Raw genomic sequence first — 16,800 nt, forward strand, 5'->3', positions numbered from 1 at the left:
GAGCGAGCCTGAGATGTCCCTGCAACGGGACGCTAAGAAGGACAAGCGCAAGAGAACGATCCGCCTCCCATTTGCGGATGACTGCGCAGACGATTGCAAACCAACCCACAAGTTCCCAATTCACGCGGGGTTCTTGACGCCAGACGAAACCGGAAGCGCATGGTGCGGTTCCGGTCCGAGGCAGTTCGAGCGAAAGCGGGACGCGATCCCGCGTCCGGAACTGCGGTCGGGAAAGTCGCCTGGCGCCCCGAAAGGTATTTGACTTGACCACTTTCCACGACCTCGGCCTCTCGAAGACCATCGTCGCAACGCTCTCCGCCCTCGGCTTTGAAAAAGCAACGCCGATCCAGGAAAAGGCCATCCCGCTCGTCCTCGAAGGCAGCGACCTGATCGGCCTTGCCCAGACCGGCACCGGCAAGACGGCCGCCTTCGGCCTGCCGATGATCGAAAAGCTTCTCGCCGACGCCCGCCGCCCCGATCCGCGCAACATCCGCGCCCTCATCCTCGCCCCGACCCGCGAGCTGGTGAACCAGATCGCCGACAACCTGCGCGACTTCGTCAAGAAGACGCCGCTGCGCGTCGTCACCGTCGTCGGTGGCGCATCGATCAACAAGCAGTCGGAAATGCTCTCGCGCGGCACCGACATCCTCGTCGCCACCCCCGGCCGCCTGCTCGATCTCGTCAACCGCAAGTCCGTGACGCTGACCCAGGCCCGCTACCTCGTGCTCGACGAAGCCGACCAGATGCTGGACCTCGGCTTCATCCACGACCTGCGCAAGATCTCCAAGATGGTGCCGAAGAACCGCCAGACGCTGCTCTTCTCGGCCACCATGCCGAAGCTGATCGGCGAACTTGCCGGCGAGTACCTCGTCAACCCGAAGAAGGTCGAAGTCACGCCCCCCGGCAAGGCTGCCGACAAGGTGGAGCAGTATGTCCACCACGTTCCCGGCAAGGACCAGAAGGCGCAGATCCTGCGCAAGACGCTGTCAGACAATCCGGACGGCCTGTCGCTCGTCTTCTCGCGCACCAAGCATGGCGCCGAGAAGCTGATGAAGCACCTCGACCATATCGGCTTCAAGGCCGCCTCCATCCACGGCAACAAGAGCCAGGGCCAGCGCGAGCGCGCCCTCAAGGCCTTCCGTGACGGCGAAATTCGCGTTCTCGTCGCCACCGACGTCGCCGCCCGCGGTATCGACATTCCGGGCGTCACCCATGTCTACAACTACGACCTGCCGGAAGTGCCGGACGCCTATGTGCACCGGATCGGCCGCACGGCCCGCAACGGCCGCGACGGCATCGCCATCGCCTTCTGCACGCCGGACGAAGCGCACCTGCTGCGCGATATCGAAAAGCTGATGGGCATCCAGATCACCGTCGCAAGCGGTGAAGCGCCTGCCGTCATCACCGCAGGCCCCGGCGGCAAGTCGCGCAAGCCCCGCTCGGGCAGCGGCCATCGCGCCAGCCAGGGTCGCGCAGGCCAGCGCCCAGCGCGCAAGCCGTTCGGCGAAGGTGGGCAGGCCGATGGCGGCGCACCGGCGGCCGGCAAGCGCGCGCATGGCAACCGCCCGCCGCAGAAGCAGGGCGAGCGCCAGAACCGCAACCACGGCGGCGGCAACGGCCAGGGCCGCCCGAACCAGAACGGCAAGCCGCGCCGTTCGGAAGGCCAGCGCCGCGAACAGGCATAAGCGCATCTTTATAGAATGAGGAAACGGCGGGCTTCGGCCCGCCGTTTTTGTTTGTTCATTCCGCCGGCGCAGGGTCCTTGCGGTTGGTGAGGTAGACGCCGACCACGACGATCAGCGTGCCCAGGATCATCGGGATCGTCAGTTCCTCGCCGAAGATGGCAGCAGCCTGGAGGGCCGCGATCGGCGGCACGAGGTAGATGAGGGAGGCCGCGCGGGACACCTGTCCACGGCGCAGCAGGTAGAGCAGCAGCAGGATCGCCCCCATGGAGATGCCGAGAACCGACCAGGCGAGCAACGCGACGAAAGCCCAGCCGAAATCGACATGCAGGTTTTCCAGACTGAGCGCGAGGGGCACGGTGACGATCAGCGCGCCGATGTATTGCAGGGTCGCGATCGCCCTGATGTCCCCCGTCGGCAGATATTGCTTCTGGTAGATCGTGCCGTAGGTGACGGCTGCCATGCCGAGCATGTTGACGACGATGGCGAAGGCCGGGATTTCTGCCGCCCCTTGGCCGAAGAATTTCGGCAGTACGGCCAACAGCACCCCGAGGAAGCCGAGACAGAGGCCGGCCTTCTGTGCCGGGCTCAACCGCTCACCGATAAAGAACGGTGCGGCCAGCGCCGTCATCAACGGCTGCAGCGCCGCTATGATGGAGGAAAGCGCCGCCGGAACGCCCTCGCCGATCGCCCACCAGACCGCCCCGAGATAAAGGCCGTGCAGGAAAGCGCCGGAGACGACGGCGTGCACGACAGTGCGCCGGTCACGCGGCCAGACAGCACCGGTCACGACGCAGAAACCGGCAAAGAGCAGCGCCGCGGTCAGGTAGCGGATGCCGAGAAAGGTCAGCGGCTCGGAAACGAAGGTCGCGTATTTCGCGACGACCCAGCCGGTGGACCAGAGCAGGACGAAAATGGCAGGAGCCAGACGATCGAGGGACATGGGACTTTCGGCAGGGAAACAATCAGTGCGCGAGCGATAGGCGCCGCTTCCACGACGGTCAAAGGAATTTCCTTGATGATTAGGTTCAGCGAAAGAGCGGGCAAAATCGCTTTTTCAGCATCTGCCCATGTTTTCGGCAGATCCGTCCCGCCCGCTCCCCGCAAACCTGCCCGGTGTAAACACGCGCATGGACCACGCATCGGGAAAACCGTCCTTCCGGCCGGTTTGACTGCTCCCAAAGCGGTGTGAGAATTCTTTCCTGCTAATTGAGCATGGTTCTTGCATTGCCCCTGATGTTGTACTCAAATGGCGAAAAATGGGGAACACGCCTTTGGCATTTGATGAAATGATGAATGCGGACCGAGGCCCGCGGCAGCCATACGAAAACTACCATGACTGGTACGAAGGACAGGATCGGGCTCGCCTGATCGCCAAATCAAGAGACGCCGAGAACCTCTTTCGAAAGACCGGCATCACCTTCGCGGTCTACGGACACGAAGACAGCTCCGAAAAGCTCATCCCCTTCGACATCATCCCCCGTATCATTTCCGGCCGAGAGTGGCGCAGGCTCGCCCAGGGCATCGAACAGCGGGTCATCGCCCTCAACGCCTTCCTTGACGACATCTACCACAAGCAGGAAATCATCAAGGCGGGCCGCATTCCCCGCGAGCTGATCGAGCGCAACGTCGCCTTCCTGCCGCAGATGATCGGCTTCAAGCCGCCGGGCGGCGTCTATACGCACATCGTCGGCACCGACATCGTACGTACGGGCGAAGACCAGTTCTACGTGCTGGAAGACAATGCCCGCACACCCTCCGGCGTCAGCTATATGCTGGAAAACCGGGAAACCATGATGCAGATGTTCCCGGAACTGTTCCACCTCAACAAGGTGCGGCCGGTCGAGGATTATCCCAAGACGCTGCGCCAAAGCCTTGCCTCGCTGGCCCCGCCCGGCTGTTCGGGAAAACCGCGCGTCGCCGTGCTCACGCCGGGCATCTTCAATTCCGCCTATTACGAACATTCCTTCCTCGCCGACATGATGGGCGTGGAGCTGGTCGAGGGCTCGGACCTGCGCGTCGTCGACGGCAAGGTGAAGATGCGCACGACCCGCGGCTACGAGGCGATCGACGTGCTCTACCGCCGCGTCGACGACGACTTCCTCGACCCGATGACCTTCCGGCCGGATTCGGCGCTCGGCATTCCCGGCATCATGGATGTCTACAAGGCCGGCAACATCACCATCGCCAATGCGCCCGGCACCGGCATTTCCGACGACAAGGCGATCTATTCCTACATGCCGGAGATCGTCGAGTTCTATACCGGCCGCAAGGCGCTGCTCGAAAACGTGCCGACCTGGCGCTGCTCGGAAGAGGACAGCCTGAAATACGTGCTGGAACACCTCAGCGAACTGGTCGTCAAGGAAGTGCACGGTTCGGGCGGCTACGGCATGCTGGTCGGCCCGACCGCCTCGAAGAAGGAATGCGCGGCCTTCGCCGAAAAGCTCAAAGCCCGGCCCGCGAACTACATCGCCCAACCGACGCTGTCGCTCTCCACCGTCCCGATCCTCGTCAACAAGGGCATCGCGCCCCGGCACGTCGATCTCAGGCCCTATGTGCTCGTGTCCGACAAGGTGCAGATCATTCCCGGCGGGCTCACCCGCGTGGCGCTGAAGGAAGGCTCGCTGGTGGTCAACTCCAGCCAGGGCGGCGGCACGAAGGACACCTGGGTTCTGGAGGACTGAGCCGATGCTGGGAAGAACTGCAAACGGCCTCTACTGGATGTTCCGCTATATCGAGCGCGGCGAGAACATCGCCCGCCTCGTCGATGCGGGCCTGCGCATGGCGCTGACGCGCTCCGGTTCCTCCGACGAGGACTGGGACGGCGTCTTGCAAAGCGCCGGCGTACGCGAAGACTTCGACACCGTGCACACCAAGCTGACGAGCGCGGACGCCATCGACTATCTCCTGCGCGACCACGCCAACCCGTCGAGTGTGATGTCCTGCATCGAATCGGCGCGCAACAATGCCCGTATGGTGCGCACGGCGCTGACGCGGGAGACCTGGGAAGCGACCAACGAGTGCTGGATCGAGCTGAAGCTGGCACTCTCCAAACGCGTGAAGCCCGCCGACATGCCGGAGGTGATCGGGACGATCAAGCGTTGCACCGCCCTCATTCGTGGCGCCTTCCACGGCACCATGCTGCGCGACGACATCTACAATTTCTCGCGCATCGGCACCTTCATTGAACGGGCGGACAACACGGCCCGCATCCTCGACGTGAAATATTACGTGCTGCTGCCGGCGATCGCCAAGGTCGGCTCCTCGCTCGACAACATGCAATGGGAATCGATCCTGCGCTCGGTCTCGGCGCACCGCTCCTACAGCTGGGTCTATGACGGCGACTATTCCTCGACCAACATCTCCGACTTCCTGATCCTCAACGACCGCATGCCGCGCTCGCTCGCCTATAGCTACGACAAGATCGTCAGCAATCTCGGCTATCTGGCAAAGCTTTACGGCGACAATCACGCGGCGCACGAGACGGCTTCCGCCACGCTGATGCTGCTGCGCAGCCGCACCATCGACGACATCATGGAACAGGGGCTCCATGAGTTCATCGAGGAGTTCATCGTACACAACAACCGCCTCGGGGAAGAGATCTCCGACGGCTACCGCTTCTATCGCTAGCGGGGGCGAGCCATGCGACTGAAGATCAGCCACACGACAGAATATCACTACGACGACCCGGTGCAGTATTCGCTGCAACGCCTCCGCCTGACACCGAAAACCCAGCCCGGCCAGATCGTGCGCGACTGGAAGACCACCGTGCATGGCGCGCGGCTGGAGGCCGGCTACACCGATCATTTCGGCAATCATGTCGATCTCGTCAGCACCAATGCCGAGCAGGTGGCGATCCGTATCGTCGCCGAGGGCGAGGTGGAGACGGAAGACCGGGCCGGTGTCTTCGGCCCGCACCAGGGCTTCGTGCCGCTCTGGCTTTACCTGCGCGAAACGCCGCTGACCAAGCCCGGCAAGCTGATACGCGACCTTGCCAAATCCGCGAGCGGCGACAATGAACTGGCACGCATGCACGCGCTGATGGCCGCCATCCACGAGACCGTCGCCTACAAGCCGGGAGAAACCGCCCCCGACACGACGGCAGAGCAGGCACTGGAGAAGAAGCAAGGGGTCTGCCAGGACCACGCCCATGTCTTCCTTTCTGCCGCGCGCCATCTCGGGCTGCCGGCCCGCTATGTCTCGGGCTACCTGCTGATGGAAACGCCCGAACAGACGGCGAGCCACGCCTGGGCAGAAGTGCATCTGCAGGGCCTCGGCTGGGTCGGCTTCGATGCGGCCAACAAGATTTGCCCGGATGCGCGCTATGTGCGCCTGTCGACCGGCCTCGACTACAAGGACGCCGCCCCTGTTTCCGGCATGGTGCTCGGGCACTCGGCCGAGACGATGAGTGTCGCCATCACGGTGGAGCCGGCCGGCCAGAGCCAGTCGCAAAGCCAGAGCTGACCAGCCGAACCTGAATCAACATGCGCAAGGCGCGCCGTAAGCCTCTGAATCGATTCACAGGCCCTTACGTCGAAATCGCTTTAAGGGCCTGTGCAACTGCTTCAACGCGATGCCGCTTCGAGCAGACGGAAAAAAGACGGGCGTGATCCGAAGAGCGCGCCCGAAAAGTTCAGTGGCTGTCCTTGCCGACCGCACTGCCCCGACAACCCTTGAGGAAATCGAGATCGGCGCCGGTATCGGCGCCCTGGACGTGCTGCTGGTGCAGCCAGGCGTAACCGGACGTGGGCAGGTCGTGGTGCGGCTTCCATTCGGCGAGCCGACGGGCCAATTCCTCTTCGGGAATGTCGAGATGCAGGCGGCGGTTCGGCACGTCAAGCTCGATCATGTCGCCGTTCCTGACGACCGCCAGCGGCCCGCCGACGGCCGCTTCCGGCGAGGTATGCAGCACGACGGTGCCATAGGCCGTGCCGGACATGCGCGCATCGGAGATGCGCACCATGTCGGTGATGCCCTTCTTCAGCACCTTCGGCGGCAGGCCCATATTGCCCACCTCGGCCATGCCCGGATAACCCTTCGGCCCACAGTTCTTCATGACCATGACGCAGGTCTCGTCGATGTCGAGCGCGTCGTCGTTGATCTTGGCCTTGTAGTCGTCGATGTCCTCGAAGACGACCGCCCGGCCTCGATGGGTCAGGAGATGCGGCGAGGCGGCCGAGGGTTTCAGCACCGCCCCCTTCGGCGCGAGATTGCCGCGCAGCACGACGATGCCGCCCGACTGGGTCAGCGCCTTCTCGGCCGGCAGGATCACATCATCGTTCCAGTTGACGACGTCCTTGACCTCATCCCACATCGTCTCGCCGGAGACCGTCAGCGCATCCTTGTGCAAGAGGCCGGCCTCGCCGAGACGCTTCAGCACCACCGGCAGGCCGCCGGCATAGAAGAACTCCTCCATCAGGTATTTGCCCGACGGCATGAGGTTGACGACGGTCGACACGTCGCGGCCGCAGCGGTCCCAATCGTCCAGCGTCAGGTCGACGCCGACCCGGCCGGCGACGGCGAGCAGGTGGATCACCGCATTGGTCGAGCCGCCGATGGCCGCATTGGTGCGGATGGCGTTCTCGAAGGCTTCCTTCGTCATGACCTCTGATGGCTTCAGGTCGTCCTTGACCATCTGCACGATGCGCCGGCCGGTGAGCTGCGCCATGACCTTGCGGCGGGAATCGACGGCCGGGATCGCGGCATTGCCTGACAGCGCCATGCCCAGCGCCTCGGCCATCGAGGCCATCGTTGAGGCGGTGCCCATCGTGTTGCAGGTGCCCGACGAACGGCTCATCGACGCCTCGGCCTCGAGGAACTCGGCCTGCGTCATCTCGCCGGCCTTCACCATTTCGGAGAACTTCCAAAGATGCGTGCCCGAGCCGACCCGCTCACCGCGGAAATAGCCGTTCAGCATGGGGCCACCGGTGACGACGATCGCCGGCAGGTCGACCGAGGCCGCCCCCATCAGCAGGGACGGCGTGGTCTTGTCGCAGCCGACCATCAGCACACAGCCATCCATCGGCTGGCCGCGGATCGCCTCCTCCACCGCGAGCGCGGCAAGATTGCGGTACATCATCGCGGTCGGGCGGAAGGTGTTTTCCGAGGCCGAGAACACGGGCACTTCGAGCGGGAAGCCGCCCGCCTCCCAGACACCGGCCTTTACCTTCTCGGCGAGCTCCCGCAGGTGCCCGTTGCACGGCGTCATGTCCGACCAGGTGTTGAGGATGCCGATGACCGGGCGACCGTCGAACAGGTCGTGCGGATAGCCCTGGTTCTTCATCCAGCCGCGGTGGTAGATCACGTCGCGGCTGGTGCCGCCGTACCACTCCTGCGATCTCAGCCTGCGCGGCCACTCAGCTTTCTTTTTCATGTCCTCAGTCCTTGAAGGGACCACCCGGCATGGGGTCGCCGAGCGGCCTTTGTCTCACGCCAGGGTGTAGGCGGTCTTGACGGTTGTGTAGAATTCGCTGGCGTATCTGCCCTGCTCACGCGGGCCATGCGACGAGCCCTTGCGCCCGCCGAAGGGCACATGGAAGTCGACGCCCGCTGTCGGCAGGTTGACCATGACCATGCCGGCCTCCGCATTGCGCTTGAAATGCGTCGCATGCTTGAGGCTGGTCGTGGCGATGCCGGAGGAGAGGCCGAAGGGCGTGTCGTTGGCGACAGCCAGCGCCTCCTCGTAATCCTTGACGCGGATGACGGCGGCGACGGGGCCGAAGATCTCTTCCCGCGAGATGCGCATGTCGTTCGTCGCCTCGGTGAAGAGCGCGGGCGAAAGATAGAAGCCGGGTGTGTCCCGCTTCAGGAGCTCGCCGCCGAAGGCGAGTTTTGCGCCTTCCTTCCGGCCGATCTCGATATAATCGGTGTCCTGCTTCAACTGGCTTTCATCGACGACCGGGCCGATATGCGTGCCGGCCTTCAGTGCATCGTCGACGACCACACCTTTCAAACGCTCACCAACGGCCGCGACGAACTTGTCGTGGATGCCCTCGGTGACGATGACGCGCGAGGAGGCGGTGCAGCGCTGGCCGGTCGAGAAGAAGGCCGAGTTGACGGCGGCTTCCACGGCGACAGAAAGGTCCGCATCGTCGAGAACGACGAAGGGGTTCTTGCCGCCCATTTCGAGCTGATACTTGCGGTTATGCTCGACGGAGGCGAGCGCCACGCGTTTTCCGGTGCCGGTGGAGCCGGTGAAGGTGACGGCGTTGACATCGGGGCTGTCGAGCATGGTCTGCCCGACGACGGAGCCCTTGCCCATGACGAGGTTCAGGACACCCTTCGGCAGGCCGGCGCGCACGAGAATGTCGACGATCGCCCAGGAACAGCCGGGCACCAGTTCGGCCGGCTTGAAGACGACGGTGTTGCCATAGGCAAGCGCCGGGGCGATCTTCCAGGCGGGGATGGCGATCGGGAAATTCCAGGGCGTGATGATGCCGACGACGCCAACCGGCTCGCGGGTAATCTCGACGCCGATGTTCGGACGCACGGACGGCAGCGTCTCCCCGGCAAGCCGCAGGCATTCCCCGGCGAAGAAATCAAAGATCTGGCCGGCGCGCACCGTCTCGCCGATGCCTTCGGCCAGCGTCTTGCCCTCCTCGCGCGACAGCAGCCGGCCGAGTTCGTCCTTGCGGGCCAGAATCTCGTCGGCGGTTTTCCGCAGGATCGCGTGACGCTCAAGGATGCCCGAACGCGACCAGCCCGGAAAAGCGGCCTTCGCCGCCGCGATCGCTGCCCTGGTTTCCTCGACGGAGGCGCGGGCATACTCCCCCACCACGTCGCCGGTATTCGACGGGTTGATGTTCTTGATCGCATCCGAGCCGACCCACTCGCCGGCAATCAGGTTCTGGTGGATGGTCATGGGCAAGGCCTCCTGTCTGTCCCGCGCCGCGCCAAGGCGGCACATCCCTTACAATTGGCGGATTTCGATCCGTTCTTCCCGGGCAATGGCCAGCGGATTGCGCAGCGGCAAGCCGAAACCATCCGCCCCGATCTCGAACACATCCCCAGTCTCGGTGCGGATGCCGTCACCGAAGGAGAGCGTCGCCGTGCCGAACATGTGGACGTGGATGTCGCCCGGCGCGCGGAACAGGCCGTATTTGAAATGGTGGTATTCGAGATTGGCGAAGGTATGGGACATGTTCGCCTCGCCGGAGACGAAGGGCTTTTCCCACAGCACCGCGCCATTGCGCACGATACGCGAGAAACCGCGGATATCATCCGGCGCGGCGCCGATGCGGATTTCCGGACCGAAACTCGCCTGACGGAGCTTCGAATGGGCAAGGTAGAGATAGTTGATGCGCTCCGTCACATGGTCGGAGAACTCGTTCGCAACGGCAAACCCGAGGCGGAAGGGCGAACCATCGGCGGCGATCACATAGATGCCGGCCATCTCCGGCTCCTCGCCGCCATCGAGCGCGAAGGCTGGGGAGATGAGCGGGCCGCCGGGCGCCACGGCCTGCGTGCCGTTGCCCTTGTAGAACCATTCGGGCTGCACACCCTTCTCGCCCGGCTTCGGCTTGCCATTTTCGAGACCCATGCGGAACATCTTCATGGAATCCGTCAAGGTTTCCTCGGCCGCCTCCGTCGTCTTCTTGTGCATGGAATCGCGCGTGGCGGCCGAGCCGAGATGGGTGAGACCCGTGCCGGTCAGATGGAGATGGGCGGCGTCCGGATGGGTGATCGGCGACAGCAGCCGGCCCGCGGCATAGGCCGCCTCCAGGTCGACGGTCTCGCCGAACCCCTTTTCGTCGATGACGGCTTTCAGAGACTGCCCGCTGTTGGCGGCTTCCATGGCCAGCGCGTAGACGCTGCCCGCGCCCTTCACCGCACGGCCCGCGCCGCCTTCCTCGCGCACGACCACCGTGATCGAACCGTCGGCATTCGCTACCTGTGACATCAGCATTTTCGTTTCCTTCCTGAAGCCTGGACCAAGTCAAAGCTTCGCACCTGCGGCGGACAGACGTCACCGCACTGGCTGCATCCGCAGCCGGTCAAACACGTTGGCAACCCATGGGCGGACCAGTCCCCGGTCAGCCCTTGTTCTTGTTGTAGACGTCGAAGAACACGGCCGCGAGCAGCACCAGCCCCTTGATGAGCTGCTGGTAGTCGATGCCGATGCCCATGATCGACATGCCGTTGTTCATGACGCCCATGATGAAGGCGCCGATGACCGCGCCGGTGATCTTGCCGACGCCACCAGACGCGGAGGCACCGCCGATGAAGCAGGCCGCGATGACGTCGAGCTCGAAGCCGACCCCGGCCTTCGGCGTCGCCGAGTTGAGGCGGGCCGCGATGATCATGCCGGCGAGCGCCGCAAGCGCGCCCATGTTGACGAAGGTGTAGAAGGTCAGCCGCTCGGTGTTGATACCCGAGAGTTTCGCCGCCTTCTCGTTGCCGCCCATGGCGTAGATGCGCCGGCCGATCGTCGTGCGGGTCGTGACGAATGTGTAGAGCGCGATGAGCAGGCCCATGACGACAAGAACGTTCGGCAGGCCGCGATAGGTCGAGAGCTGGAAGCCAAGGAAGATCGCCACGGCGCTGATGATCGCCATCTGCACGGCGAAGAAGGCGAAGGGCTCGTTCTCCGTCTCGTGCAGCGCGTTCATGCGGCGCTCGCGAAGCCCGGCATAGATGGCATAGCCGACGAGCAGGATGACGACGAGAAGGGCGAAATAGTTCTTGATGAGGCTGGTCGCGGGATCCGTGAGCGACAGGAAGTCCGGCACGAAGCCCGTGGAAAGGATCTGGAAGTCCTTCGGGAACGGGCCGACCGGGCGGCCGCCGAGCACGACATAGGTCATGCCGCGGAAGACGAGCATGCCGGCGAGCGTGACGATGAAGGACGGGATTTTCTGGTAAGCGACCCAATAGCCCTGCGCTGCGCCCATCAGCGCGCCGACGAAGATGCAGAGCGGCACGACGATGATCGCCGGCATCCCCCATTTCACCAGCATGATCGCCGAGATCGCGCCGATGAAGGCGACGATCGAGCCGACCGAGAGATCGATATGCCCCGCCACGATGATCAGGAGCATGCCCAGCGCCATGATGACGATGAACGAGTTCTGCAGCACGAGGTTGGTGATGTTGACCGGGCGGAAGAGCACGCCGTTGGTGATGACCTGGAAGAAGATCATGATGACGACGAGCGCGACGAGCAGGCCGTACTCGCGGATGTTCTTGCGCAGGTAGTCTCCCACCGAGGGCTGGGTCGTCTTGGTCGCGGTATCGGTGGACATTAGTGTTTCTCCCCGGAGCGCATGATGGCGCGCATGATGGATTCCTGGCTTGCTTCCGCCCTTGAAAGCTCGGCCACGATGCGTCCTTCGTTCATGACATAGATGCGATCGCAGGTGCCGAGCAGCTCCGGCATCTCCGAAGAGATCATCAGGATGCCTTTGCCCTCGGCGGCAAGCTGGTTGATGATGGTGTAGATTTCGAACTTCGCGCCGACATCGATGCCACGCGTGGGTTCATCGAGGATCAGAACCTCGGGATTGGTGAAGAGCCATTTCGACAGCACCACCTTCTGCTGGTTGCCGCCCGAAAGATTGACCGCTTCCTGGTAGATCGAGTGCGAGCGGATGCGCAGCTTCTGACGATAGCCGGAGGCGACCTTGGCTTCCTGGTGATTGTCGATGATCGTCGCCTTGGAAACGCCGTTGAGATTGGCGAGCGTCGTGTTGTGCATGATGTTGTCGATCAGCACGAGACCAAGCTGCTTGCGGTCCTCGGTCACATAGGCAAGGCCGGCCTCGATCGCCTTGGGGATCGTGCTCACATCCACCGGCTTGCCGCGCATGAAGACGTCGCCGGTAATCTTGTGGCCCCAGCTCTTGCCGAAGAGGCTCATCGCCGTCTCGGTGCGCCCCGCCCCCATCAGGCCCGCAATGCCGACGACCTCGCCGGCGCGCACGGTGAAGCCGATATCGTGCAGGAACTGCCGGTCGCGGTGGTGCTGGTGGAAGACGTTCCAGTTCTTCACCTCCAGCAGCGTCTCGCCGATCTTTGGCTCGCGCGGCGGGTAGCGGTCTTCCATCTCGCGGCCGACCATGCCCTTGATGATGCGGTCTTCTGAAATGTCCTCGTGATGACAGTCCAGCGTCTCGACCGTGCCGCCGTCGCGCAGGATGGTGATCTGGTCGGCGACCTTTTTGATCTCGTTCAGCTTGTGCGAGATGATGATCGAGGTCATGCCCTGCGTGCGGAACTCCATCAGCAGCTTCAAAAGCGCATCGGAATCCTTTTCATTGAGCGAGGCGGTCGGCTCGTCGAGGATGAGCAGGCGCACCTTCTTGGAGAGCGCCTTGGCGATCTCGACGAGCTGCTGCTTGCCGACGCCGATATCGGTGATCAGCGTGCCCGGCGGCTCCTTGAGGCCGACCTTGTTCAGAAGTTCCTGCGTGCGCCGGAAGGCGAGCTTCCAGTCGATGATGCCGTTCGTCGCGACTTCGTTGCCCAGAAAAATGTTTTCGGCGATCGACAGGAGCGGCACCAGCGCCAGCTCCTGGTGGATGATGATGATGCCCAGATGCTCGCTGTCCGAGATCGTGGAGAAACGGCGGACTTCGCCGTCGAAATGGATTTCGCCCTCGTAGGAGCCGGCCGGATAGACGCCGCTCAACACTTTCATGAGGGTGGATTTGCCGGCGCCGTTCTCGCCGACAAGGGCGTGGATCTCGCCTTCGCGGACCTTCAGGTTGACGTTGTCCAGGGCCTTCACACCCGGAAACGTCTTCGTGATGCCGCGCATTTCGAGAAGGGTCTTGCTCATGTACCAGTTTCCAGCGGCCGGCCATCACCCATCGATGGGGAAGCCGAGCCTATTCGCTCTGCGATCCGGAGAAAAGAGGGTTCGCGCGTCGCAGCGCGAACCCCGGAGAAGGAAGAAACGATCAGTTCTTCAGCTGGTCGGCCGTGTAGTAGGCCGAGTCCGTCACGAGGATCTTTTCCGCGTTGGACTTGTCGACGGCAACGGGCTTCAAGAGGTAGGACGGGACGACCTTGACGCCATTGTCGTAGGTCTTGGTGTCGTTCACTTCCGGCTCCTTGCCTTCCAGGATCGCGTTGACCATGCCGACGGTGACCTTGGCAAGCTCGCGCGTGTCCTTGAAGACCGTCGAATACTGCTCGTCGGCGAGGATCGACTTGACGGACGGCAGTTCCGCGTCCTGGCCGGTGACGACAGCCATCGGCTGGTCGCCCGAGCCGTAGCCGACGCCCTTCAGGGCCGACAGGATGCCAATGGAGAGACCGTCATAGGGCGACAGGACGCCATCGACGCGGCCATCGGTGTAGGTCGAGGACAGCAGGTTTTCCATGCGGGCCTGCGCGACCGCGCCGTCCCAGCGCAGCGTGCCGACCGTTTCCATGCCGGTCTGGCCCGATTTGATGACGATGTCACCCTTGTCGACCAGCGGCTGGATGACGGACATCGCACCATCGTAGAAGAAGAAGGCGTTGTTGTCGTCAGGCGAACCGCCGAACAGTTCGACGTTCCATGGCTTGGTGTCCGGGAACTTCGCCTTCAGGCCATCAACGAGGCTGGTGGCCTGGAGAACGCCGACCTGGAAGTTGTCGAAGGTGGCGTAGTAGTCGACATTGCCGGAATCGCGGATGAGGCGGTCATAGGCGATAACCTTCACACCAGCGTCGGCGGCCTTCTGCAGGATGTCGGAAAGCGTCGTGCCGTCGATGGCACCGATGACGAGGACCTTGGCACCCTTCGTCACCATGTTCTCGATCTGGGCGAGCTGGTTTGGAATATCGTCGTCAGCAAACTGCAGGTCCGGCGTGTAGCCGGCGTCCTTGAAGAGCTTTTCCATCGTCTCGCCGTCGGAAATCCAGCGGGTCGAGGTCTTGGTGGGCATGGAGATGCCGACCATGCCCTTGTCCTGGGCGAAGGCCGGCGCCACGAACGACGCGACGCTGATGGCGGCGGCGGCGAGGAGCGAAGTGATCATTTTCATTGAAAGGTCTCTCCCTGGTGCGCACTGGCCGAAATTGCGGCCAGGCATTGTTCTGTGCACGGGCGGGGTCGCATTCAGACGACGGCCTGGACTGGAAGGCATGGAGCCCGCCGGTCCCCACTCCCAAGGACCCCAGCGCACATTGGCGCAACGTCTACCGAATTGCCATAACTGTCAAATGCAATGAACTTCTATTTCGATATCAAAACTGGTATATGGAGGCAGATATATACTATTTTTACCGATCGAGATAACCATGCGTTTAGACGATGATATCGACGAACAACTCTTCCCCGGCGAGGGCGGTGGGGATCTCAAGGACGTCGGCCTCCTGCGCAGCGGCCTGAAGCTCAGTCACCTGCGCATGATCGTCGCCATCGAGGAGCACAAGCAGGTCAGCGCCGCTGCCGATGCGTTGAACATATCCCAGCCCGCCGCCTCCCGCATGCTGACGGAAATGGAGACCATCCTCAAGGCGCAGCTGTGCGAGCGTGTCTCGCGGGGCGTGGCGCTCACCGCCTTCGGCCGGGCCTTTGCGCGGCGCGCGCGCACCATCCTTCTCGAACTGCGCGAAGTCGACCGCGAGCTTTCCGCCCTGAAATCCGGCACCGGAGGCTCGGTCTTCCTCGGCTCAGTGACGGCGCCGGCGATCAGCCTCGCCGTCCCGGCGATCCAGCAGGTCAGCGCCGCCTATCCCGGCATTGAGGTGAATGTGCGCGTGGAGACGAGCAACGTGCTCGCCCGCGAGCTTCTGGCGGCACGGCAGGACTTCATCATCGCCCGCGTGCCCGACGATCTCAATCCGCGGCTCTTCAACGTCACCGAGATCGGCATCGAAAAGGCCTGCCTCATCGTGCGCAAGGGCCATCCGCTGCTCGAAAAACCCGCCGCCAGCCTTGCCGACCTGCCGCACTACGACTGGGTCTTCCAGCCGGCCGGCACACTGCTTCGCCGGCGCATCGAGGAACTGTTCCTCGCTGCCGGCGTGCCGCTGCCCTCCACCGTGGTCAACACTTCGTCCATTCTGCTGACGACCGCCATCGTCTGCGGCTCGAACGCCATCGCCCCCGTCGCCCGCGACATGGCCGTCTTCATCGCCGATGTCGGCGCGCAGGCGGGTGAAATCAGCATCCTCAACACCGATTTCGAGATCGACATCAAGCCGTACAGCCTTATCTCGGTCAAAGGCAGGGCGCTGCCGCCGAGCGCCAAACTGCTCTATGATCTGATCCTGCAACGCAGCCGGATGCTTTCGCCGGATTGAGGAGGTCCTTCATGTTCGGCATGACCGTATTCGAATCCGTGCTGGAGCGGCTGAAGACCGAGGCACGCCACGCGGCTGAGGAAGAGGCGGCCGATGAAGGGCACGATAATGGGGGGCCGGCCGAAGTGCGCGGATTGCCCTCCGGCTTCGCCGGCCTCGGCACGGGCGGCGCCTTCATGTCCGGCTCGCAGGCTGCAGCCGCCTATCTCGATCTCTACGAGGAACCTGCCCCTGTGGAGCCGGAACAACCGGCTGCTGCCGAGCCCCCGCCACCCCCACCGCATCTCCTGCGCATCGCGCCGGAGGAGGTGGCGAGCGACCTTTGTCTCAACGGCAAGGAAAGCGTGGACGAACTGCTCGCCCGCCGGCGTGCCTTTGCCCGGGAAAACCACCCCGACCGCACGCCGGAAGAGCTGCGCGCCAATGCGACCTTGCGCATGAAGATCGCCAACATGCTGATCGACGAGACCATCCGGCGGATCAATGTCGAAAAAAGCCTCGGCCTGGCGCGCTGAGACGATGCGCCTCCGAGCATTTCCGCTTTTCTACGAAAAGCTAAAACGCTCCAATTCCGGTTTCAACGCAATTCCGAACGCAAAACCGCTTCGCACTCTTGCTGGAATTGCGTTAGCCCTTCGGCTCCTGCTCTGGCGGTTTTGCGGCCGGATCGGACGGCTTGAAGAAGAGGATGAGCTGCGCGAAGGCATAGGCCGAGACGACGAGGAAGATGGTGCCCCAGGTCTGCTCGCCATTGTAGAATTCCACCGCCGTCCAGGCAGCACAGATCCCAACCAAAAGCAGCCGCCGCCAGAGCGGACGGTAGAACGGATGGTCGGGATCGATGAACTTCATGAACGTCTCCTCACGCTTCAGCGCCTACATA

14 protein-coding genes are annotated in these 16,800 nt (G+C 63.3%); 6 read left to right on the forward strand and 8 right to left on the reverse strand.

The features are described from left to right. Window positions 1-263: 263 nt before the first annotated feature. Window positions 264-1,685 carry a DEAD/DEAH box helicase gene (locus K0P03_RS13575; protein ID WP_024270171.1) on the forward strand — a complete coding sequence of 474 codons (1,422 nt, stop codon included), beginning with the start codon at window positions 264-266 and terminating at the stop codon, window positions 1,683-1,685. A 55-nt stretch (window positions 1,686-1,740) separates the two neighbouring features. Here K0P03_RS13575 and K0P03_RS13580 read toward each other — a convergent pair whose 3' ends face one another. Further along, entirely contained in the window at window positions 1,741-2,625 is an 885-nt protein-coding gene (locus K0P03_RS13580; RefSeq protein WP_272789865.1) for a DMT family transporter, read from the reverse strand. A 316-nt stretch (window positions 2,626-2,941) separates the two neighbouring features. Here K0P03_RS13580 and K0P03_RS13585 point away from each other — a divergent pair, with 316 nt between their 5' ends. From K0P03_RS13585 to K0P03_RS13595, 3 genes are read left to right on the forward strand one after another with little or no spacing between them, the layout of a single operon-like run. Next, window positions 2,942-4,366, forward strand: a complete 1,425-nt coding sequence (locus tag K0P03_RS13585; protein WP_272789866.1) for a circularly permuted type 2 ATP-grasp protein — start codon at window positions 2,942-2,944, stop codon at window positions 4,364-4,366. 4 nt (window positions 4,367-4,370) lie between these two features. Next, a complete protein-coding gene (locus tag K0P03_RS13590) occupies window positions 4,371-5,312 on the forward strand; it encodes an alpha-E domain-containing protein (RefSeq protein WP_023513794.1) in 942 nt (313 codons plus the stop codon). 12 nt (window positions 5,313-5,324) lie between these two features. Beyond that, a complete protein-coding gene (locus tag K0P03_RS13595; protein ID WP_023513793.1) occupies window positions 5,325-6,146 on the forward strand; it encodes a transglutaminase family protein in 822 nt (273 codons plus the stop codon). 169 nt (window positions 6,147-6,315) lie between these two features. Here K0P03_RS13595 and araD read toward each other — a convergent pair whose 3' ends face one another. From araD to chvE, 6 genes are all read right to left on the reverse strand, one after another. Next, on the reverse strand, window positions 6,316-8,055 hold the full coding sequence (gene araD / locus K0P03_RS13600) for an L-arabinonate dehydratase (protein ID WP_272789867.1): 1,740 nt from the start codon (window positions 8,053-8,055) through the stop codon (window positions 6,316-6,318). Window positions 8,056-8,109: 54 nt separating this feature from the next. Continuing rightward, entirely contained in the window at window positions 8,110-9,543 is a 1,434-nt protein-coding gene (locus K0P03_RS13605; protein WP_272789868.1) for an aldehyde dehydrogenase family protein, read from the reverse strand. 48 nt (window positions 9,544-9,591) lie between these two features. After that, a complete protein-coding gene (gene araD1 / locus K0P03_RS13610; RefSeq protein WP_023513790.1) occupies window positions 9,592-10,587 on the reverse strand; it encodes an AraD1 family protein in 996 nt (331 codons plus the stop codon). Window positions 10,588-10,714: 127 nt separating this feature from the next. Beyond that, on the reverse strand, window positions 10,715-11,923 hold the full coding sequence (gene mmsB / locus K0P03_RS13615) for a multiple monosaccharide ABC transporter permease (protein WP_024270172.1): 1,209 nt from the start codon (window positions 11,921-11,923) through the stop codon (window positions 10,715-10,717). Continuing rightward, on the reverse strand, window positions 11,923-13,458 hold the full coding sequence (mmsA, locus tag K0P03_RS13620; protein WP_024270173.1) for a multiple monosaccharide ABC transporter ATP-binding protein: 1,536 nt from the start codon (window positions 13,456-13,458) through the stop codon (window positions 11,923-11,925). The genes mmsB and mmsA overlap by 1 nt, the downstream gene beginning before the upstream one ends. A 121-nt stretch (window positions 13,459-13,579) precedes the next feature. Beyond that, complete coding sequence (gene chvE / locus K0P03_RS13625) at window positions 13,580-14,653, reverse strand: multiple monosaccharide ABC transporter substrate-binding protein (RefSeq protein WP_050744129.1); 1,074 nt, start codon at window positions 14,651-14,653, stop codon at window positions 13,580-13,582. 256 nt (window positions 14,654-14,909) lie between these two features. Between chvE and K0P03_RS13630 the strand changes: the two genes are divergently transcribed. Continuing rightward, window positions 14,910-15,917 carry a LysR family transcriptional regulator gene (locus K0P03_RS13630; protein ID WP_050744128.1) on the forward strand — a complete coding sequence of 336 codons (1,008 nt, stop codon included), beginning with the start codon at window positions 14,910-14,912 and terminating at the stop codon, window positions 15,915-15,917. An 11-nt stretch (window positions 15,918-15,928) separates the two neighbouring features. Next, on the forward strand, window positions 15,929-16,432 hold the full coding sequence (locus K0P03_RS13635) for a hypothetical protein (RefSeq protein ID WP_272789869.1): 504 nt from the start codon (window positions 15,929-15,931) through the stop codon (window positions 16,430-16,432). Window positions 16,433-16,544: 112 nt separating this feature from the next. Here the strand turns inward: K0P03_RS13635 and K0P03_RS13640 are convergent, their stop codons facing one another. Next, window positions 16,545-16,769, reverse strand: coding sequence for a hypothetical protein (locus K0P03_RS13640; RefSeq protein ID WP_023513188.1), 225 nt, complete (start codon window positions 16,767-16,769; stop codon window positions 16,545-16,547). Window positions 16,770-16,800 lie beyond the last annotated feature (31 nt).

This window comes from Shinella sp. HY16 (genome assembly GCF_028534175.1).
In the GTDB taxonomy this organism is placed as follows: Bacteria; Pseudomonadota; Alphaproteobacteria; order Rhizobiales; family Rhizobiaceae; genus Shinella.